The following is an 18824-nucleotide window of genomic DNA, read 5'->3' as shown; positions in this document are numbered from 1 at the left end:
TCAACGAAGGGCTACCGCCTGCGGTCGCAGAGGAAAAACTCAATTCAGTGTCCGGGATCAGTTGACCACTACAGTCCGCCCAGACAGTTGAAGGCGATCCGTAACAGCCCGTATGAGATGTCGTTTCAGTACCCGAAGGGGCGCGCGCAGGGGGCCTCTGCAAAAGGTGCTATCGATTTCAAGGAAGTCTTTAGGACAGGAGTTGTCAATATTCAGGAAAAGAACGCGGTGCTTAACAGTAATGCCGAGCATTTGAAGAAAAAGGCGCATTCTCTCGCGAACTTGCTTGAACAGACCTGTGGGGTATACGAGGAGCTCTCGAGTCGCACTCGTCACGAAATGTTAAGGGCATTGGTTCGCGAGTGCGAAAATGGCACTACCAGTATCTATAACGCGCTGCATACCATCTACTTGGAGGATGACGCTAACGCCCGTCGCACCATCAAGTACATCACGGGGAGGCTAAGCCAGGTTATGACTGATGCAGAATCTGCGGCGAAATCCGCTGAAGCGCATACCCAAGAGTACTTCCATTGGCTACGGCCATTGGGCGTTAAGGATTACGCGATCTGTTCGCATGACTCGCCAACCGCTCCAGCGCCGCCCGCAGATTAGGATCGGTAATGCCCTCGGCGGTAGCCTGGATGTTCTCCGCCGAGCGCACCGACAGATCGATACTGTGGCCGGCCGCCGCGCTCTGCACCGTGGGCGGCTGCACCTTGAACAGGATGCGCGTCAGGCTGGCAAATTCCTCCAGCGCCGTGAGATCGCGCTGCAGGCGTTTTTGCTGGTACCGCAGGCGCGTGGCCCAGTGGCCGTCGGTGACCACCAGCAGCAGGGTGCCCTCGCGCCACGACGCCACGCGGCAGAATTCCCGCGCCGCCGGTTGCAGCTGGCTTTCGAGTAAACGTTGTAGATGACCCAAGCGCTGGGCCTGGCTGAACAGCGCCTTCAGCGGCTTGGCTTCGCGCAGCAAGGCAGCGGGAGCCCTGGCAGGGAGGGGGCGAAAGGCCATGAGGAGGACACCGGAGGTTACAGAGCGCCCATGGTAACAGATGCCCCGCCAACATAACTTATGCGCCGATGGGTTGAAGTTGACGCAAAAGCCCTTATTGTAAAAAAGCCCCGTCACAGCGCTGTGCCAGCATCGTGGACACCGAGCCACTTTCCTCTCCATCGTTTCCGGGTAGAATGCTCGTTCGCATGCGGCCATCAGGGCTGCTCGGGCGACTCACGGGGCCGCCCTCCATCCCTATGTGTGGAAGAAACTGCCGATATGTTTGCGCCTTTGTTAAAGAAACTTTTTGGAAGCAAGAACGAGCGTGAAGTCAAACGCATGCTCAAGACGGTTGCTGTCGTCAATGCCTTCGAAGAGCAAATGGTGGCCCTCTCGGACGAGCAACTGCGCGCCAAGACCGAGGAGTTCAAGGCCCGCCTGGCAAAAGGTGAGACTCTCGACAAGCTGCTGCCTGAAGCCTTCGCCGTCTGCCGGGAAGCCGGCAAGCGCATCATGGGTATGCGTCACTTCGACGTTCAGCTGATCGGCGGCATGACGCTGCACGAGGGCATGATCGCCGAGATGCGTACCGGTGAGGGCAAGACCCTCTGCGCGACCCTCGCGGTCTACCTCAACGCACTGTCCGGCAAAGGCGTGCACGTGGTCACGGTCAACGACTACCTGGCCCGTCGCGATGCCAACTGGATGCGTCCGCTGTACGAATTCCTCGGCCTCACCGTGGGCGTCGTCACGCCGTTCGCACCGCCTGAAGAAAAACGCATCGCCTACGCTTCGGACATCACCTACGGCACCAACAACGAATTCGGTTTCGACTACCTGCGCGACAACATGGCGTTCAGCCTGGAAGAGAAATTCCAGCGCGAACTCAATTTCGCCGTGATCGACGAAGTCGACTCCATCCTCATCGACGAAGCCCGTACGCCGCTGATCATCTCCGGCCAGGCCGAAGACAGCTCGCGCCTGTACACCGAGATCAATCGCCTGATCCCGCGTCTCGAGCAGCACATCGAGGAAGTCGAAGGCGAAGTCACCAAGGAAGGTCACTTCACCGTCGACGAGAAGAGCCGCCAGGTCGAGCTCAACGAAGCCGGTCACCAGTTCATCGAAGAGATGCTCACCCAGGCTGGGCTGCTGGCCGAAGGCGAGAGCCTCTACTCGGCGCACAACCTGGGTCTGCTGACCCACGTGTACGCCGGCCTGCGCGCGCACAAGCTGTTCAACCGCAACGTCGAGTACATCGTCCAGGACGGCCAGATCCTGCTGGTCGACGAGCACACCGGCCGGACCATGCCGGGCCGTCGACTGTCCGAGGGCCTGCACCAGGCCATCGAGGCCAAGGAAAACCTCAACATCCAGGCCGAGAGCCAGACGTTGGCGTCGACCACCTTCCAGAACTACTTCCGCCTCTACAACAAGCTGTCCGGCATGACCGGTACCGCTGACACCGAGGCGTTCGAGTTCCACCAGATCTACAGCCTCAATGTCATGGTCATCCCGCCCAACCGTCCGTTGGCGCGCAAGGACTTCAACGACCTGGTGTACCTCACCGCCGACGAGAAGTACGCGGCCATCGTCACCGACATCAAGGAAAGCATGGCGCTAGGGCGTCCGGTGCTGGTTGGTACGGCCACTATCGAAACCTCCGAGCACATGTCCGCCTTGCTCACCAAGGAAGGCATCGAGCACAAGGTGCTCAACGCCAAGTTCCACGAGAAGGAAGCCGAGATCATCGCGCAAGCGGGCCGTCCGGGCGCCTTGACCATCGCCACCAACATGGCCGGTCGCGGTACTGACATCCTGCTGGGCGGTAACTGGGAGGTCGAAGTGGCCTCGCTGGAAAACCCGACGCCCGAGCAGATCGCGCAGATCAAGGCCGACTGGCAGAAGCGTCACCAGCAGGTGCTCGAGTCCGGTGGTCTGCACGTGATCGCCTCCGAGCGCCACGAATCGCGCCGTATCGACAACCAGCTGCGGGGTCGTGCCGGCCGTCAGGGCGATACCGGTTCGAGCCGCTTCTATCTGTCGCTCGAAGACAGCCTGATGCGCATCTTCGCCTCCGATCGGGTGAAGAACTTCATGAAGGCCCTGGGCATGCAGTCCGGTGAAGCCATTGAGCACCGCATGGTCACCAACGCCATCGAAAAGGCCCAGCGCAAGGTCGAAGGCCGCAACTTCGATATCCGCAAGCAACTGCTGGAGTTCGACGACGTCGCCAACGAGCAGCGCAAAGTGATCTATCACATGCGCAACAGCCTGCTGGCCATGCAGAACATCGGCGAAACCATTGCCGACTTCCGTCAGGAAGTGTTGAACAACACCATCGCCACCCACATCCCGCCGCAATCGCTGCCTGAGCAGTGGGACGTGGCTGGTCTCGAAGCGGCGCTGTTCACCGACTTCGGGGTCAAGCTGCCGATCCAGCAGTGGCTCGACGACGACGCCCAACTGTACGAAGAAACCCTGCGCGAAAAACTCCTGGCCGAGCTGCTGCTGGCCTACAACGAGAAAGAAGAGCAGGCCAGTGCCGACGCGCTGCGCACCTTCGAGAAGCAAATCCTGCTGCGCGTGCTGGACGATCTGTGGAAAGACCATCTGTCGACCATGGACCACCTGCGCCACGGTATCCACCTGCGTGGCTACGCTCAGAAGAACCCGAAACAGGAATACAAGCGCGAGTCCTTTGCCCTGTTCCAGGAACTGCTGGACTCGATCAAGCGCGACACCATCCGCGTGTTGTCGCACGTTCAGGTGCGTCGCGAAGATCCCGCCGAGGAAGAGGCGCGCCTGCGTCAGGAAGCCGAGAACCTGGCGGCGCGCATGCAGTTCCAGCACGCCGAAGCGCCTGGTCTGGATCAGCCCGAGGCGTTGGCCCTGGAAGAGCCGGTGGATGTCGCGCTGGCGGTTTCCGAGCCGGTTCGCAACGATCAGAAGCTGGGCCGCAACGAGCTGTGCTGGTGTGGCTCGGGCAAGAAGTTCAAGCACTGTCACGGCAAGATTGACTGACAGCTGCGGGTAGTCTGTTTTATCGCGCCGCGAACGGCTTGCCGTTCGCGGCGTTTTTCCATCATTGCCGCCGCGGCCCGATGCCGCGACGCAGATTCCTTTCAAGGAGCGCTTACATGGCTGTCGGTCTTGGTCCTCTGCCTACGCTGCACCCGGTTCCCGGTTTTGAACTCGGTATCTCCAGTGCCGGCATCAAGCGCCCAGGGCGCAAGGATGTCGTGGTCATGCGCTGCGCCGAGGGCTCCAGCGTTGCCGGTGTGTTTACCCTCAATGCGTTCTGCGCCGCTCCGGTGATCCTCTCCAAGCAGCGCGTCGGCGGCCCGGTACGTTATCTGCTGACCAACACCGGCAATGCCAACGCCGGCACCGGTCAGCCGGGGCTGCTGGCGGCGGAGCGCACTACCGCCAGGCTCGCCGAGTTGACCGGTGTGCCTGCCAGCGCCGTGCTGCCGTTCTCCACCGGTGTGATCGGTGAGCCGCTGCCGGTCGAGAAGATCGAGGGCGCGCTGCAGGCTGCGCTGGATGACCTGTCTGTGGATAACTGGGCGGCGGCAGCCACCGGCATCATGACCACCGACACTTTGCCTAAAGGCGCCAGCCGGCAGTTCCAGCACGATGGCGTCACCGTCACCGTGACCGGTATCAGCAAGGGCGCCGGGATGATCCGTCCGAACATGGCGACCATGCTGGGCTACATCGCTACCGACGCCAAGGTGGCGCCGGCGGTGCTGCAGGACCTGATGCGCGACGGCGCCAACAAGTCGTTCAACCGCATCACCATCGATGGCGATACCTCCACCAACGATTGCTGCATGCTGATCGCGACCGGTCAGGCGGCGTTGCCGGAGATCACGGCTGCCAGCGGCGAGTTGTTCGCCAAGCTCAAGCAGGCGGTGTTCGAGGTGTGCATGGAAGTGGCTCAGGCCATCGTCCGTGACGGTGAGGGGGCGACCAAGTTCGTGACCGTGGAGGTCAACGGCGGTGGCAATCACCAGGAGTGCCTGGACGTTGGTTACACCGTGGCTCACTCGCCATTGATCAAGACGGCGCTGTTCGCGTCCGATCCGAACTGGGGTCGTATTCTGGCGGCGGTTGGCCGCGCCGGCGTGCCGGACCTGGATGTCAGCTTGATCGACGTGTATCTGGGCGAGGTCAATATCGCCAGCCAGGGTGCACGCGCGGTGACCTACACCGAAGAGCAGGGCTCGGCGGTGATGGCGCGGGAAGAGATCACCATCCGCATCGAGCTGGGCCGTGGCGACTGCAGCGAAACCATCTGGACCACCGATCTGTCCCACGAGTACGTGAAGATCAACGCCGAATATCGGACCTAAGTCTCCTGTAGCGAGGGGGCTTGCCCCCGAAAGCGGTGGATCAGCAATAATGAAATTGCTGGCGCAACCTATCGGGGGCAAGCCCCCCCGCTACAAGGTTGCATTCAATATTCAAGGAGGCACCTGTGAAACGCATCCACGTAGCCGCGGCCGTGATTCGCGGTGCCGACGGCAAGATTCTGATCGCTCGTCGGGCCGAGACCCAGCACCAGGGCGGCCTCTGGGAGTTTCCCGGCGGCAAGGTCGAGGAGGGCGAGCGCGTTCAGGACGCCCTCAGGCGCGAGCTGGCCGAGGAGTTGGGTATTGAGGTGACTCAGGCCCGTCCGCTGATCAAGGTCAGCCACGATTATGTCGACAAGCATGTGTTGCTCGATGTCTGGGAGGTCTCGGCGTTTACCGGTGAGCCCCATGGCGCCGAAGGCCAGCCGTTGGTGTGGGTGACGCCGCGCGAATTGCGGCAATACGACTTCCCCGAGGCCAACCGGCCGATCGTTGCGGCGGCGAGCTTGCCCAGTCAGTACTTGATCACCCCGGGCGAGCTGGCCACGCCGGTGTTGCTGCGCGGTCTGCAGAAGGCCATCGCCGGGGGCATCAAGCTGGTGCAGCTGCGCGCGCCCAATGGCTACGATCCGCAGTACCGCGACCTGGCGGTGGATGCGGTGGGGTTGTGTGCGGGCAAGGCGCAGCTGATGCTCAAGGGGCCGCTGGAGTGGTTGGGGGATTTCCCTTCTGCCGGTTGGCATCTGACGTCGGCGCAATTGCGCAAGTATGCGAGCAAGGGCCGGCCGTTTCCGAAGGAGCGATGGTTGGCGGCGTCTTGTCACGATGCCGAGGAAGTCGCCCTGGCGCGGCAGATGGATGTGGATTTCATCACGCTCTCTCCGGTGCAGCCTACGCAGACTCATCCGGATGCGCAGCCTTTGGGTTGGGATCGGGTCGGCGAGTTGATCCTCGGCTTCAATCGTCCGGTGTATCTGCTGGGTGGGGTCGCGCCCGAGGATGCCTCTCGTGCGCATGAGCTTGGCGCGCAGGGTGTGGCAGGGATTCGGGCGTTCTGGCCTGATTGATTAGCGGCGTCTGCGCGGGCCTCTTCGCGAGCAAGCTCTGCTCCCACAGGTGCACACCTGTAGGAGCCGGGCTTGCCCGCGAAAGGGCCGGCACTGCCAACACAAAACCCAAGGTCTTTCCCAGCAATCTCTGCTCCCACAGGTGCACACCTGTAGGAGCCGGGCTTGCCCGCGAAAGGGCCGGCACCACCAACGCAAAACTCAAGCTTTCGGCGCGGCCTGCCAGAGGATTTCATTCACGCCCTGGCGACGGGCGACGATCCTTGCGGCGACGAACAGCAGGTCGGACAGGCGGTTGATGTAAGCCAGGCCGGCGCCCTCCAAGGGCTCTACCGCGTTGAGCTGCTGGCAGCGACGTTCCGCGGTGCGGGCCACGCTGCGGCACACGTGGGCCTGGGCGATAAGGGCCGAGCCGCCGGGGAGGATGAAGTTCTCCAGTGGCCCCAGCTCTTCGTTCCACAGATCGATCGCCTGTTCGAGGCGTTCCACCTCCGCTTGATTCAATGCCTGGTACGCCGGCATCGCCAACTCGCCGCCTAGGTCGAACAGACGGTGTTGGCAGGGTGCAAGCACGGCGCAGACTTCGTGCAACTCGGACTCTTGCGCCAGGCCGGCAAGCAGCAGGCCGAGCTGGCTGTTGAGGGTGTCAACTTCGCCGATCGCTTCGACCCGGGGATGGTCCTTGGGCACGCGGCGGCCGTCGCCCAGGCCGGTTTCGCCTGTGTCGCCGGTGCGGGTGTAAATTTTCGACAGGCGAAAGCCCATGATCAAAGCTCCGATTGCTGAGTGGCCGGGAGGGTGTTCTCCAGCGGCAGGCGCAAGGTGAAGCAGGTACCGACGCCTTGCGCCGACTGTACCTCCATCTGGCCCTTGTGATTGTTGGTGATGATGAAGTACGAGACCGACAGCCCGAGGCCGGTGCCTTGGCCGATTTCCTTGGTGGTGAAGAACGGCTCGAAGGTGCGCTTGCGCACGTTTTCCGTCATCCCGACGCCGTTGTCCTCGACCTGGATTTCCGCCCAGGGCGGGTTGAGGCGTGTGCGCAGGGTGATGCGCCCTGGCTCGCCGCCGGGTTCGCGTTGATGGATGGCCTGGGCGGCGTTCTTGAGCAGGTTGAGCAGTACTTGTTCGAGTTCGTTGGCAGTGCCGGGTACCGGACCCAGGCGCGTGTCGAACTGGCGCACGATGTTCTGGCCCTTGAAGTCGAAGCCGATGGTCAGGTCGAAGTCGTTGCCGGCGATTTCCACCGCCTGGTCGATGAGCGCAGGCAGGTCGCAGGGCGCCATTTGCCGGGTGCTGCGGCGGCTGAAACTGAGCATGTGGGTGACGATCTTTGCCGCCCGGCCGCCGGCCTGGGCGATGCCGTCGAGCAGTTGCGGGATTTCACGACCGCGCAGGTAGCGGTTGATGGTCTCCAGATCGATGCCGGCCTGCTCGGCGTATTCGACGTTCTTCGGCAGGTCGGCCGACAGGCGGCGGCGGATGTTCTGCACGTTGTGCAGGATCGCCCCCAACGGGTTGTTGATCTCATGGGCCATGCCGGCGGCGAGGCCACCGACCGAAAGCATCTTTTCCGACTGCACCATCATTTCTTCCAGCGACAGGCGCTGGGTGATGTCATCTATGCGAATCACCACCCCGCGCCCGGCGCCGCCCACCAGTGGGTAGAAGGTCAGGGCGTAGTGCTTGGCGGTGTCGTCGCGGGTCCAGGTGACGCGGTCGATCTTGGCGACCACGTGTTGCTCGACCGTGGTCTTGAGCTGCGGCAGGAACGGCTTGAGCGGCTCGAAGGCGACGAAGATCGGCTGGTTCAGCGCTTCGTCCAGAGGCGTGCCGGAAAGCGCGCTGGCTTCCTGGTTCCACTGGGTCACGTAGAGTTGTTCGTCGAGGGCGATAAGTGCCGATGGCATGGAGTCGATGATGCTGTTGAGGTAGTTCTGGAAGCCCGTGAGTTTTTTCTCGATCTTGCTGCGCACTTGCACCTCGAGCTCGAGCTTGCGGTTGGTGTGACGGGTCTCTTCCGCCAGGCCCTGGGCCTGGGAGTAGGCGGCATCGGAATCGTCACGGGCGCGCTTGAGCTGCTGCTCGCGGGCCTCGATGCGCGACAGCATGGTGTTGAAGGCCTCGGCCAGGTTGCCGATTTCATCATGGTTGCCGGGGCGGGCGCGCAGGGCGTAGTTCTCTTCGCGGGTGACCTGGCGCGAGAGTTCTTCGAGTTGATAGATGGGTTGGGTGATAAGGCGTTTGATCTGCCGCGCGATGATCATCCACAGCAGCACACTGAACACCAGGATGCCGAGGCTGGCGGTCAGGGTGCCGGTGTAGAAGGCCATCGGTAGCTCGCTGGTGGCGACCAGCAGCAGGTGGCCGGATGATTGGCCGGCCCGTGGCAGTTCGATCAACTGATTGCTGCGAAACTCGCTAAGGCGCCAGTCCTGCATGTGGCGAAAATGCGTCGGCACGTCGAGGCGGTGGCCGTGCTGCAATTGCCCCATCAGATTGCCGTCGCCGTCGTACAGTGCCGCGGCGCGCAGCGGGGTATAGCTGTCGAGTTCCTGCAGCAGGTCGTTGGCGCGGTCCTTGGATTCCAGAGCCTGGCGCGCCAGGTCGGGGTTGGAAACCAGTCGGCCGATGGTCTGCAAGGCCTGGGGTGCCATGCTTTCCTGGGAGATCCAGTACGCGGCGCTGATGAACGTCAGGTTGGCGACCAGCAATACGGTAATCAGCAATGCCAGCAGGGCGGCGAGGAGTTTCTGGCCGACGGGCAGGTTTTCGAGGCGCTGGCGCAGTGGCATCAAAGGTCCATGTCAAAGTGATACAAGCGTTGAGTCTAGCCCTGTAGCGCGGGGGCTTGCCCCCGAAAATATCGGCCCAGATAAAAATGTTTCGCCTGGCGGATTTTTCGGGGGCGAGCCCCCTCGCTACAAGGTGGGCAGGCCGAGGGCAGTCAAGTGTTCGACCAGCCGTACCCGCAGTTGTTGCAGGTGCGGCAATACCAGGCCATGGCGCCGCGCCGCGGCGCAGGCATGCCCCAGCAGATAGTGGATTTCGGTGCGACGCTTTTGGCTGACGTCCTGATGCATCGACGAGAAGTTCGCCGCAGTGGCCTGAATCACTCGCTCGACCTCGCTGTGCAGATCCTGTGCAGCTGCGGGTTGGCCGCACTGTTCGAGCAGTTGCGCCAGTTCGGCGCACAGCGTTGCGACTTCGCAGTGATGGCTTTGCAGCCCGCCATTGCGGCAGTCGTAAAGCACGGTCAGGGGATTGATGGCGCAGTTGAGGGCCAGCTTGCGCCACAGCCGGGTGGCGATATCGGTCGTCCATTCATGGGCGATGCCGCTCGTGGTCAAGTCCGCCAGCCATTCCACCGGCTGCGGCCGCAGCGGGTCGCCCAGCCAGGTGAAGCCATGGCCCGCGAACACCACATGCCAGTCGCTCTGGCGAAAGGCCCCTTCGGTACTGGAGGCCAGGATGCAGCGCGCGTGCCCGACCTGCGCGGCGACCTCATCCTGGCTGCCGAGGCCGTTCTGCAGCAGGATCACCTCGCTGTCGGCGCTCAGGCGATGCTTGAGTGCCGCCACGGCAGGGGCGGCGTCATAGGCCTTGCAGGCCACCAGCAAGCGTTTGATCGGGGTCTGCGCGTCGGGGCCTTCGGCGTCGATGGCGAAGGTGTTGGGCAGGCCCTGTTCGCTCAGCGTCAGGCCCCCGGCCGCACGGTAAGCCCGCAGCCGCGCTTCGTTGCGCAGAATCAAGCGGACCGGCTGCCCGCTGCGTGCCAATCGACAGGCCCACAGGCTGCCCAGACTGCCGGCGCCCAGTACGTGCCAGGGGCGGCTCATGAAGGCTTCAACATGAAAAGGCTCACGCAATAAGGATAAAATCCGCAGATCAGGGGAACACCCACGTCCGCGATGCTTTCCAACGACTCTGTCGTGAATCGGCTCGCGGCGCTGGCAATCGTTATAATGCCGCTCTCGTTATAATGACCCTCTGTTGCAAGTCGTCAAGTCAAGCGTGGCCGGCGCCTGCCGGGTGCCACGCCCACTCATCTGGAGAAATCAGCATGCCCTCGTTCGACGTCGTGTCCGAGTTGGACAAACACGAAGTGACCAACGCGGTCGACAACGCCATCAAGGAGCTCGACCGCCGCTACGACCTCAAAGGCAAAGGCAGTTTTGCGTTCAAGGAATTGACCGTGACCCTGACCGCCGAAGCCGAGTTTCAGCTGGAGGCCATGATCGAGATCCTCAAGCTGGCGCTCACTAAACGCAAGCTGGACGTCAAGTGCCTGGAGGTGAAGGACGCCTACGCCTCTGGCAAGGAAATGAAGCAGGAAGCCGTGCTGCGCGAAGGCGTCGATAAAGAACTGGCCAAGAAGATCGTCGCTCACATCAAGGACGCCAAGTTGAAAGTCCAGGCCGCCATTCAGGGCGAGCAAGTACGGGTCACCGGCAAGAAGCGCGATGATCTGCAGGAAGCCATCGCGGCCCTGCGCGCCAAGGAATTCGACATGCCGCTGCAGTTCAACAATTTCCGCGACTGAGGTGGCGCGGGGCTCGTAGCGTTGAACCTCTAGCGCTCATCGACGTCCCACGCCCCATGCAATGGCAACCTCGGTTGCCATTGCTGCCTCAGGAAACGAAAAGCAGCAATTGAAGAGAGGAAAGCTCCATGGATTTGAACGCTGAAGTCAATCACCTGGTCGAGGCCTCGCAGGCCTGGATTCCCATGGTCATGCAATACGGCAGCAAGCTGATCCTGGCGCTGGTGACCCTGTGCGTCGGCTGGTGGCTGATCAATCGTCTCACCAGCAACCTGCAAAAACTCCTGGCCCTGCGCCACATCGATCTGGCGCTGCAGGGTTTTATCGGTAGCCTGGCGAACATCATTCTGAAGATCCTGCTGATCGTCAGCGTGGCCTCGATGATCGGGGTCGAAACCACCTCTTTCGTGGCTGCAATCGGTGCCGCTGGCCTGGCCATCGGTCTGGCGTTGCAGGGCAGCCTGGCGAACTTCGCCGGCGGGGTGCTGATCCTGCTGTTCCGCCCGTTCCGTATCGGTGACTGGATCGAAGCGCAAGGTGTTGCCGGCACGGTCGACAGCATCCAGATCTTCCACACCGTGGTGCGTACCGGCGACAACAAGACAGTGATCATGCCCAACGGCAACCTGTCCAACGGCATCATCACCAATACCAACCGTCAGCCGACGCGCAAGATCACCTACGACATCGGCATCGACTACGACGCCGACTTGCAGAAGGCCCGGGAGATCCTCCTGGACCTCGCCAAGGATCCGCGGGTGCTGGAATCCCCGGCGCCAGAAGCGGTGGTGGCAGCGCTGGGCGACAGTTCGATCACCGTGTCCCTGCGCATGTGGGTCAACACCTCCGACATGGGCGGTGTCACCAACATGCTCAACGGCGAGATCCGCGATCGCCTGCGTGCCGAAGGCATCGAGATCCCGTTCCCGCAGCGCGTGGTGCGCGTGATGCAAGAGGCGGCGCCGCAGAAATAAGTGCAGCAACGCAAAAGCCCCGTTGCGTGCAAGCGTTCCGGGGCTTTTTGCTGATCGAGAATTGTGTTGAATGGGCTGGCCTCTTCGCGAGCAAGCTTCGCTCCCACAAGGGCTATGGCGCACCCCGTGTAGGAGCAAGGCTTGCCCGCGAAGAGGCCATTGCAGCGCCGCTTAAATCTCAGGCGTCTCGCTCTCGATCGGCTCACGCCGCGCGTCCTGAAACCAATGGATCGCGATCAGCACCAGGGTCGGCACGCCCATGATGGCGGTGATCAGAAAGAACTGGTGATACCCGTACTTCTCGACCATCACCCCGGAGTAACCGCCGATCAAGCGTGGCAGAAGCAGCATGATCGAGCTCAGCAGCGCGTACTGGGTAGCGGAGAATTTGAGGTTGGTGAGGCTCGACAGATAGGCGACGAAGGCCGATGTCGCCAGCCCCGAGCTGAAGTTGTCGAGGGAGATGGTGACAACCAGCATGCGCAGATTGGGCCCCATGTCCGCCAGCATCAGGAACAGCAGGTTGGTGCCTGCCGAGGCCAGGCCGCCGATGAACAGGATCGGCAGGATGCCGAAGCGCACGATCAACAGGCCGCCGACGCCGGCACCGACCAGGGTCATGATCAGGCCGAACAGTTTGCTGACGCTGGCGATCTGGTCCTTGGTGAAGCCTTGGTCGATATAGAACACGTTGGCCATCACGCCCATCACCGTGTCCGACATCCGATACGTGGCGATCAGCCCGAGCAGCAGCAGGGCTTGCCAGCGATAGCGCAGGATGAAGTCGTTGACCGGCGTCAGCACCGGGGCCAGGCCGCGGCGCCCCAATGCCGACAGGCACAGCGCGGTCAGGGTGATGTAGAGGATGGCCCGCAGGAAGGCGCGGTCGTCCATGAACAGCCCGACCACACTCTCGGTGCCCAGCACCACGCTGGCGAAATCGGTGTTGTACAGCTGGGTGAACATGGCGGGCACCGACACCAGCAAGATGATCAGCACCAGCACCGAGGCCACCTGGTGGCTGAAACTGTAGCGCCCGGCCGAGAGCTGCGTGCGCAGAGTCACTGCAGGCTCGCGCATCATCAGGGTGGTCAGCAGCGCCGGTACCATCAATAGCCCGAACAGCAGATAAGTGCCAGCCCATGCCTTGTGCAGGTAGGCATAGCCCGTGGAACCGAAGCCCTCGGCGAAGAACAGCGCGCCCGCAGTGGCCAGCAGCGCGGCGACGCGGTAACCGGCCATGTAACTGGCGGCCAGGGCGGCCTGCTGGCTGTCTTCGGCGATTTCCAGGCGGTAGGCGTCGATGGCGATGTCCTGGGTGGCGGAAGCGAAGGCCACGACCACGGCAATGGCGATCAACCAGGACAGGTGTTTCTGCGGGTCGCAGAAGCTCATGCCGATCAGGCCCAGGATCACCAGCGTCTGCGCCAATACCAGCCACGACCGACGACGACCCAGGCGGTACAGCAGCGGCAGGCGCCATTGATCGAGCAGCGGCGACCACACCCATTTGAATGCATAGGCGAGGCCGATCAGGCTGGCGTAGCCAATGGTTTCACGGGCCACACCGGCTTCCCGAAGCCAGACGGAGAGGGTAGAGAACACCAGCATGTAAGGCATGCCGGCGGCAAAGCCGAGCAGCAACAGCACAACAGTGGACGGGCTGGCATAAGCGGCGAGCGCAGCGCGCCAGGTTTTGCGGGGCATGGGCTGAAATCTGCCTCAAAAGTGCGAAAACAAAGCGCGCACTCTAACCGTACTGCTACATCGGGCGCCAGCCATGGCGAGCAATATCCACACGATTATTCATTATCTGAAGGCCCTCGCTGCGCAATCGCGCCCTTTGCTCGTCGCCGCTCGGGCTGCCGAGGGGCAGGCTCAGGCGGCCGCCGGCGGCTACCACACGGTGCCAGGGCAGGGCGCTGCCTTGCGGCAACTGGCTCAACGTGCGCCCGACCCAGCGCGCGGCCCGGCCCAGGCCAGCCAATTCAGCCAGTTGGCCGTAGCTCACGACATGGCCCGCAGGCACTGCCGCCAGCGTGACGTAGAGCGCCTCGCGCCGTTGTGCCGGGCCATCGATCGGGGATTGCCCGGAGAAATCAGGGAACTCATCGATCATTAGCAAGTCTGTCCTTGTTCTGCCATCACTGAAACGAATTGTGACATCAACAGTTCGTGAGCCAAGAGCCCTGATACCGCCTATGTTGACACCTACGTTGAAAAGAACACTTCTCTGCGTCGCTGCCTTTTCTGCATCTTCCGCTGCCTTGGCTGACACCGTCTGGATGAAGAACGGTGACCGTCTGACCGGGACGATCAAGGTGTTCGACGGCGGCAAGCTGATGCTCGACACCCCGTACGGCGGCTCGATCCCCATAGACATGAAGCAGGTCAAGACCCTGCAGAGCGACCAGGAACTGCTGGTCAAGCAGGACGCCTACACCGGCGAGAAGGCCAAGTCGATCAAGGCCTCCGACGAAGGCAAGGTCACCCTCGAAAATGGCGAAGCGCCGAAGACGGTGCCTATCGCCAGCATCCAGCAGATCATGAAGCCCAAACCTATCATTCAAGATCTGACCGTCACCGGCAACGTCGATCTGGCGCTGGACTTCAAGCGCGCCGACACCGATACCGATGACTACAACATCGCCTTCAAGACCCAGGCCCGCCACGGCAAGTGGCGCCACAATGCCACGGGTGAGTACAACCGCGAATCCCAGGATGGCATTACTACCACCGACAACTGGAGCGCCGAGTACGCCTTGGACCGCTTCATTACCGACAAATGGTTCTGGCAGGGACGCGTGGACTACAAGAGTGACCACGTCGAAGATCTGGAGCGTCAGCGCACGGTCGGTACCGGCCCGGGCTACCAGTTCTGGGATGACGAGCTAGGCGCGTTCTCGCTGACCGGCTTGCTCAACCGCACCGATTACCGCTACAGCGATGGCAGCCAGGTCAATTTCTATTCGACGGCAGTGAAGTGGGATTACAGCCGTTATCTGATCGGAAAGACGGTGCAATTCTTCACCACCGGCGAGCTCGGCCGGCCGCTGGACAACACCGCGACCTACAGCCTGGATGCCGACATCGGTCTGCGCTACAAATTGACCGAATGGGCCTCGCTCAATCTCAAGGCCGAGAAGGACCAGGTGTCCGGTACCTCCAACAGCGACCTCAACACCACCCGTTACACCGCGGGCCTGGGTGTGACCTGGTAAGCACACGCGCCTTCTGTAGCGAGGGGGCTTGCCCCCGATCCGGTAGACCAGTCAACATCTCCATGGCTGATACACCGAATCGGGGGCGAGCCCCCTCGCTACATTATTCAGGAGGAGCTTCTTGCGATGAGCGCCAAAGCCACCAAGCAAGCCCGCGAATTGCTGCTCAAGGATTATCGCGGCGTACTGTCGACCCATTCCAAGGCCATGCCCGGATTCCCCTTCGGCTCGGTAGTGCCTTATTGCCTGGATGCCGATGGCAATCCGCTGATCCTGATCAGTCGTATCGCCCAGCACACGCATAACCTCACCCTCGACCCCAAGTGCTCGCTGCTGGTGAGCGAGCGCGGCGCCGAGGACGTCCAGGCGGTAGGACGCCTGACCGTACTGGCCGAAGCGAGCAAGCTGAGCGATCCGGCAGCGATCGAGGCAGCAGCAACCCGCTACTACCAGTTCTTCCCCGACTCGCAGAGCTACCATCAGGCCCATGATTTCGATTTCTGGGTGCTGACGCCGGTTCGCCATCGCTATATCGGCGGCTTCGGCGCCATCCATTGGCTCGACGACGTCACGCTCGCCAATCCTTTCGTCGGCAAGGTCGAGACCGGCATGGTTGCGCACATGAATGCCGACCACGCCAAGGCCATCGCCCACTATGTGACGCTGGCCGGACTGCCGGATGACGAGCCGGCGGTGCTGGCCGGGATCGACAGCGAAGGGATGCACCTGCGCATCGGTCAGGGTCTCTGGTGGCTGCCGTTCGCGGCGCCTTGTAATACGCCGATACAAGTCCGCGAGGCCCTGGTTTCTCTGGCTCACGCCGAGCAATGGCCGGGGCGCGAGACCGCTGACGCTTGAATTCACGATTTATCGACGCCATCTACGGTCTACTGCAAGTGTTCTTGCGTAGAGGAAACCTTGATGCGTGCCTTTTTAGTGTTGTTTCTGCTGTTCCCGGTGCTCGAGCTGTATACGTTTTTCAAAGTCAGCACCGCGATCGGCTTCTTTCCAGCCTTGCTGATGATCATCATCGGCTCGGCCTTGGGTGTGATGGTCATGCGACTGGCCGGGCTGGCCACGGTGCTGCGCACCCGTGAAGCGTTGCAGCGCGGCGAGATGCCCGCCGATCAGGTGTTCGATGGCCTGATGTTCGCCATCGGGGGTGGTCTGTTGCTGCTGCCCGGCTTTATCAGCGACGTACTGGGCGTCATATGCCTGATGCCGTTTACCCGTAACATCCTGGCGCGCAAGATCCGTACCCGCGCCCAGGCCCAGGCAATGCGCCAACGGGCGTTCGCCGATGACCTGCAATCGCGCGGTCCAACGGCAGGGCCGGGCGCCCAGGCGCGGCGTCAGCCGGAAGTCATCGAAGGCGAGGTGATCGAGGGCGATTTCGAACGCCGCGATCACTGATCCGCTTTGACGATTTTTCAGACGGCTCCTACGGGGGCCGTTTGCGTTGCAGACCTCTGAAAACGAAAAAAATTGTAGCGCTGCCCTTGTAATCGTTTGCCGCGACCTTATGTATGGGTCACCGAAAGGTTTCCGGCATTGATGCCGGACAAATTCCGCGTCTCGCCCATCGAGCCGCGACCGGCAACGCCGGACCGAACCAACCGCCGGTGATCCCACTGGCCGATGAAAAGCACAATTAGGAGAGATCGACAATGAGCAAGCTTCGTCCTCTGCATGACCGCGTCGTCATCCGTCGCAGTGAAGAAGAATCCAAAACCGCTGGCGGTATCGTTCTGCCAGGTTCGGCCGCCGAAAAACCGAACCGTGGCGAAATCGTCGCTGTAGGTACCGGCAAAGTGCTGGACAGCGGTGAAGTACGTGCGCTGGCCGTGAAAGTGGGTGACAAGGTCGTGTTCGGCCCTTACTCCGGCAGCAACACCGTAAAAGTCGACGGCGAAGACCTGCTGGTAATGAGCGAGAACGAAATCCTCGCTGTTATCGAAGGCTGATAGGCCTCCTGGCATCTTCCCCTTACTTACCGTATTCAAGGAAATTCGATCATGGCTGCTAAAGAAGTAAAGTTTGGCGACTCCGCCCGCAAAAAGATGCTCGCCGGTGTCAACGTTCTGGCTGACGCGGTAAAAGCGACCCTGGGCCCTAAAGGCCGTAACGTCATCATCGAGAAGAGCTTCGGCGCTCCGACCATCACCAAGGACGGCGTTTCCGTCGCCAAAGAAATCGAGCTGAAAGATCGCTTCGAAAACATGGGCGCGCAGCTGGTCAAAGACGTTGCCTCCCGTGCCAACGATGACGCTGGTGACGGTACCACCACTGCGACCGTACTGGCTCAGTCGATCGTCAACGAAGGCCTGAAAGCCGTCGCTGCCGGCATGAACCCGATGGACCTCAAGCGCGGCATCGACAAGGCGACCATCGCCATCGTCAAAGAGCTGAAGGCTATGTCCAAGCCATGCGCCGACTCCAAGGCCATCGCTCAGGTCGGTACCATCTCCGCCAACTCCGACAGCTCCATCGGTGAAATCATTGCCGAAGCCATGGAAAAAGTCGGTAAAGAAGGCGTGATCACCGTTGAAGAAGGCTCGGGCCTGGAAAACGAACTGTCGGTCGTTGAAGGCATGCAGTTCGACCGCGGCTACCTGTCCCCGTACTTCGTCAACAAGCCAGACACCATGGTCGCCGAGCTCGACGGCCCGCTGATCCTGCTGGTCGACAAGAAGATCTCCAACATCCGCGAAATGCTGCCAGTGCTGGAAGCCGTTGCCAAAGCCGGCCGTCCATTGCTGATCGTGGCGGAAGACGTCGAAGGCGAAGCCCTGGCGACCCTGGTCGTGAACAACATGCGCGGTATCGTCAAGGTTGCTGCCGTCAAGGCGCCTGGCTTCGGTGATCGTCGCAAGGCCATGCTGCAGGACATCGCTGTGCTGACTGGCGGTACCGTTATCTCCGAAGAGATCGGCCTGAGCCTGGAAAGCACCACCCTGGAGCACTTGGGTAACGCCAAGCGCGTGATCCTGTCCAAAGAAAACACCACCATCATCGACGGTGCTGGCGTTGAAGTGGACATCCAGTCCCGCGTCACTCAGATCCGTCAGCAGGTTGCCGACACTTCGAGCGACTACGACCGTGAAAAACTGCAAGAGCGTCTGGCCAAGCTGTCCGGCGGCGTTGCAGTGATCAAGGTCGGCGCTGGCTCCGAAGTCGAAATGAAAGAGAAGAAAGCCCGCGTTGAAGACGCCCTGCACGCTACCCGTGCTGCCGTCGAAGAAGGCGTGGTGCCTGGCGGTGGTGTCGCTCTGGTTCGCGCGCTGCTGGCTATCTCCGCTCTGCAAGGCGACAACGCTGATCAGAACGTCGGTATCGCTCTGCTGCGTCGTGCGGTCGAGGCGCCACTGCGTCAGATCGTTGCCAACTCCGGCGACGAGCCAAGCGTGGTAGTGGACAAGGTCAAGCAGGGCCGTGGCAACTACGGCTACAACGCCGCTACCGGCGAATACGGCGACATGATCGAAATGGGTATCCTGGACCCAGCGAAAGTGACTCGTTCGGCGCTGCAGGCCGCTTCGTCGATCGCCAGCCTGATGATCACCACCGAAGCCATGATCGCCGAGATCAAGGAAGACGCTCCAGCTGGCGGCGGCATGCCAGACATGGGCGGCATGGGTGGCATGGGCGGCATGATGTAATCGCC

General features: G+C 61.8%; 17 protein-coding genes. 11 read left to right on the top strand and 6 right to left on the bottom strand.

Annotated elements, in window-relative coordinates; all coding sequences use genetic code 11:
• A partial coding sequence (locus tag AC3WJP_RS14330; protein ID WP_493723635.1) for a hypothetical protein occupies window positions 1-615 on the top strand: 615 nt, incomplete at its 5' end.
• On the opposite strand, the gene AC3WJP_RS14325 is transcribed toward AC3WJP_RS14330, so the two are convergent.
• Window positions 554-1015, bottom strand: coding sequence for a DUF721 domain-containing protein (locus AC3WJP_RS14325; protein WP_493723636.1), 462 nt, complete (start codon window positions 1013-1015; stop codon window positions 554-556). The two genes, AC3WJP_RS14330 and AC3WJP_RS14325, sit on opposite strands and share 62 nt — an antisense overlap.
• 261 nt (window positions 1016-1276) lie before the next feature.
• Between AC3WJP_RS14325 and secA the strand changes: the two genes are divergently transcribed.
• From secA to AC3WJP_RS14310, 3 genes are all read left to right on the top strand, one after another.
• Window positions 1277-4021 (top strand): preprotein translocase subunit SecA, encoded by a 2745-nt coding sequence (gene secA, locus AC3WJP_RS14320; RefSeq protein WP_493723637.1) that lies wholly within the window; start codon window positions 1277-1279, stop codon window positions 4019-4021.
• 116 nt (window positions 4022-4137) lie between these two features.
• The gene (gene argJ, locus AC3WJP_RS14315; protein ID WP_493723638.1) at window positions 4138-5355 is read left to right on the top strand and encodes a bifunctional glutamate N-acetyltransferase/amino-acid acetyltransferase ArgJ; all 1218 of its coding nucleotides are present in this window, start codon (window positions 4138-4140) and stop codon (window positions 5353-5355) included.
• A 125-nt stretch (window positions 5356-5480) separates the two neighbouring features.
• Complete coding sequence (locus AC3WJP_RS14310; protein WP_493723639.1) at window positions 5481-6422, top strand: Nudix family hydrolase; 942 nt, start codon at window positions 5481-5483, stop codon at window positions 6420-6422.
• Between the two features lie 201 nt (window positions 6423-6623).
• Here the strand turns inward: AC3WJP_RS14310 and AC3WJP_RS14305 are convergent, their stop codons facing one another.
• The 3 genes from AC3WJP_RS14305 to AC3WJP_RS14295 all read right to left on the bottom strand — a co-directional run bounded on the left by AC3WJP_RS14305 (window position 6624) and on the right by AC3WJP_RS14295 (window position 10261).
• Window positions 6624-7187, bottom strand: coding sequence for a cob(I)yrinic acid a,c-diamide adenosyltransferase (locus tag AC3WJP_RS14305; protein WP_493723640.1), 564 nt, complete (start codon window positions 7185-7187; stop codon window positions 6624-6626).
• A gap of 2 nt (window positions 7188-7189) precedes the next feature.
• Window positions 7190-9217: a sensor histidine kinase gene (locus AC3WJP_RS14300; RefSeq protein ID WP_493723641.1), complete on the bottom strand. Its 2028-nt coding sequence runs from the start codon at window positions 9215-9217 to the stop codon at window positions 7190-7192.
• Between the two features lie 126 nt (window positions 9218-9343).
• Complete coding sequence (locus AC3WJP_RS14295; protein WP_493723642.1) at window positions 9344-10261, bottom strand: putative 2-dehydropantoate 2-reductase; 918 nt, start codon at window positions 10259-10261, stop codon at window positions 9344-9346.
• A 224-nt stretch (window positions 10262-10485) separates the two neighbouring features.
• On the opposite strand from AC3WJP_RS14295, the gene AC3WJP_RS14290 reads away from it, so the two are divergent.
• Window positions 10486-10965 carry a YajQ family cyclic di-GMP-binding protein gene (locus AC3WJP_RS14290; RefSeq protein WP_493723643.1) on the top strand — a complete coding sequence of 160 codons (480 nt, stop codon included), beginning with the start codon at window positions 10486-10488 and terminating at the stop codon, window positions 10963-10965.
• A 128-nt stretch (window positions 10966-11093) separates the two neighbouring features.
• A complete protein-coding gene (locus tag AC3WJP_RS14285) occupies window positions 11094-11939 on the top strand; it encodes a mechanosensitive ion channel family protein (protein WP_493723644.1) in 846 nt (281 codons plus the stop codon).
• Between the two features lie 171 nt (window positions 11940-12110).
• On the opposite strand, the gene AC3WJP_RS14280 is transcribed toward AC3WJP_RS14285, so the two are convergent.
• Together AC3WJP_RS14280 and AC3WJP_RS14275 are read right to left on the bottom strand one after the other, a co-directional pair.
• Window positions 12111-13646, bottom strand: a complete 1536-nt coding sequence (locus tag AC3WJP_RS14280) for an AmpG family muropeptide MFS transporter (protein ID WP_493723645.1) — start codon at window positions 13644-13646, stop codon at window positions 12111-12113.
• 55 nt (window positions 13647-13701) lie between these two features.
• Complete coding sequence (locus AC3WJP_RS14275; protein ID WP_493723646.1) at window positions 13702-14058, bottom strand: MGMT family protein; 357 nt, start codon at window positions 14056-14058, stop codon at window positions 13702-13704.
• Between the two features lie 82 nt (window positions 14059-14140).
• Here AC3WJP_RS14275 and AC3WJP_RS14270 point away from each other — a divergent pair, with 82 nt between their 5' ends.
• From AC3WJP_RS14270 to groL, 5 genes are all read left to right on the top strand, one after another.
• The gene (locus AC3WJP_RS14270; RefSeq protein WP_493723647.1) at window positions 14141-15160 is read left to right on the top strand and encodes a DUF481 domain-containing protein; all 1020 of its coding nucleotides are present in this window, start codon (window positions 14141-14143) and stop codon (window positions 15158-15160) included.
• Window positions 15161-15286: 126 nt separating this feature from the next.
• Window positions 15287-16018, top strand: coding sequence for a HugZ family pyridoxamine 5'-phosphate oxidase (locus AC3WJP_RS14265; RefSeq protein WP_493723648.1), 732 nt, complete (start codon window positions 15287-15289; stop codon window positions 16016-16018).
• A 63-nt stretch (window positions 16019-16081) separates the two neighbouring features.
• Complete coding sequence (locus AC3WJP_RS14260; RefSeq protein WP_493723649.1) at window positions 16082-16573, top strand: FxsA family protein; 492 nt, start codon at window positions 16082-16084, stop codon at window positions 16571-16573.
• A 254-nt stretch (window positions 16574-16827) separates the two neighbouring features.
• Entirely contained in the window at window positions 16828-17124 is a 297-nt protein-coding gene (locus tag AC3WJP_RS14255; RefSeq protein WP_493723650.1) for a co-chaperone GroES, read from the top strand.
• A gap of 51 nt (window positions 17125-17175) precedes the next feature.
• The gene (groL, locus tag AC3WJP_RS14250; RefSeq protein WP_493723651.1) at window positions 17176-18819 is read left to right on the top strand and encodes a chaperonin GroEL; all 1644 of its coding nucleotides are present in this window, start codon (window positions 17176-17178) and stop codon (window positions 18817-18819) included.
• Window positions 18820-18824 lie beyond the last annotated feature (5 nt).

It is taken from the genome of Pseudomonas sp. GW821-FHT01A09, assembly GCF_058986725.1.
The sequence above is the reverse complement of the archived record's forward strand: the minus strand, read 5'-3'. Positions and strand labels throughout refer to the sequence as shown.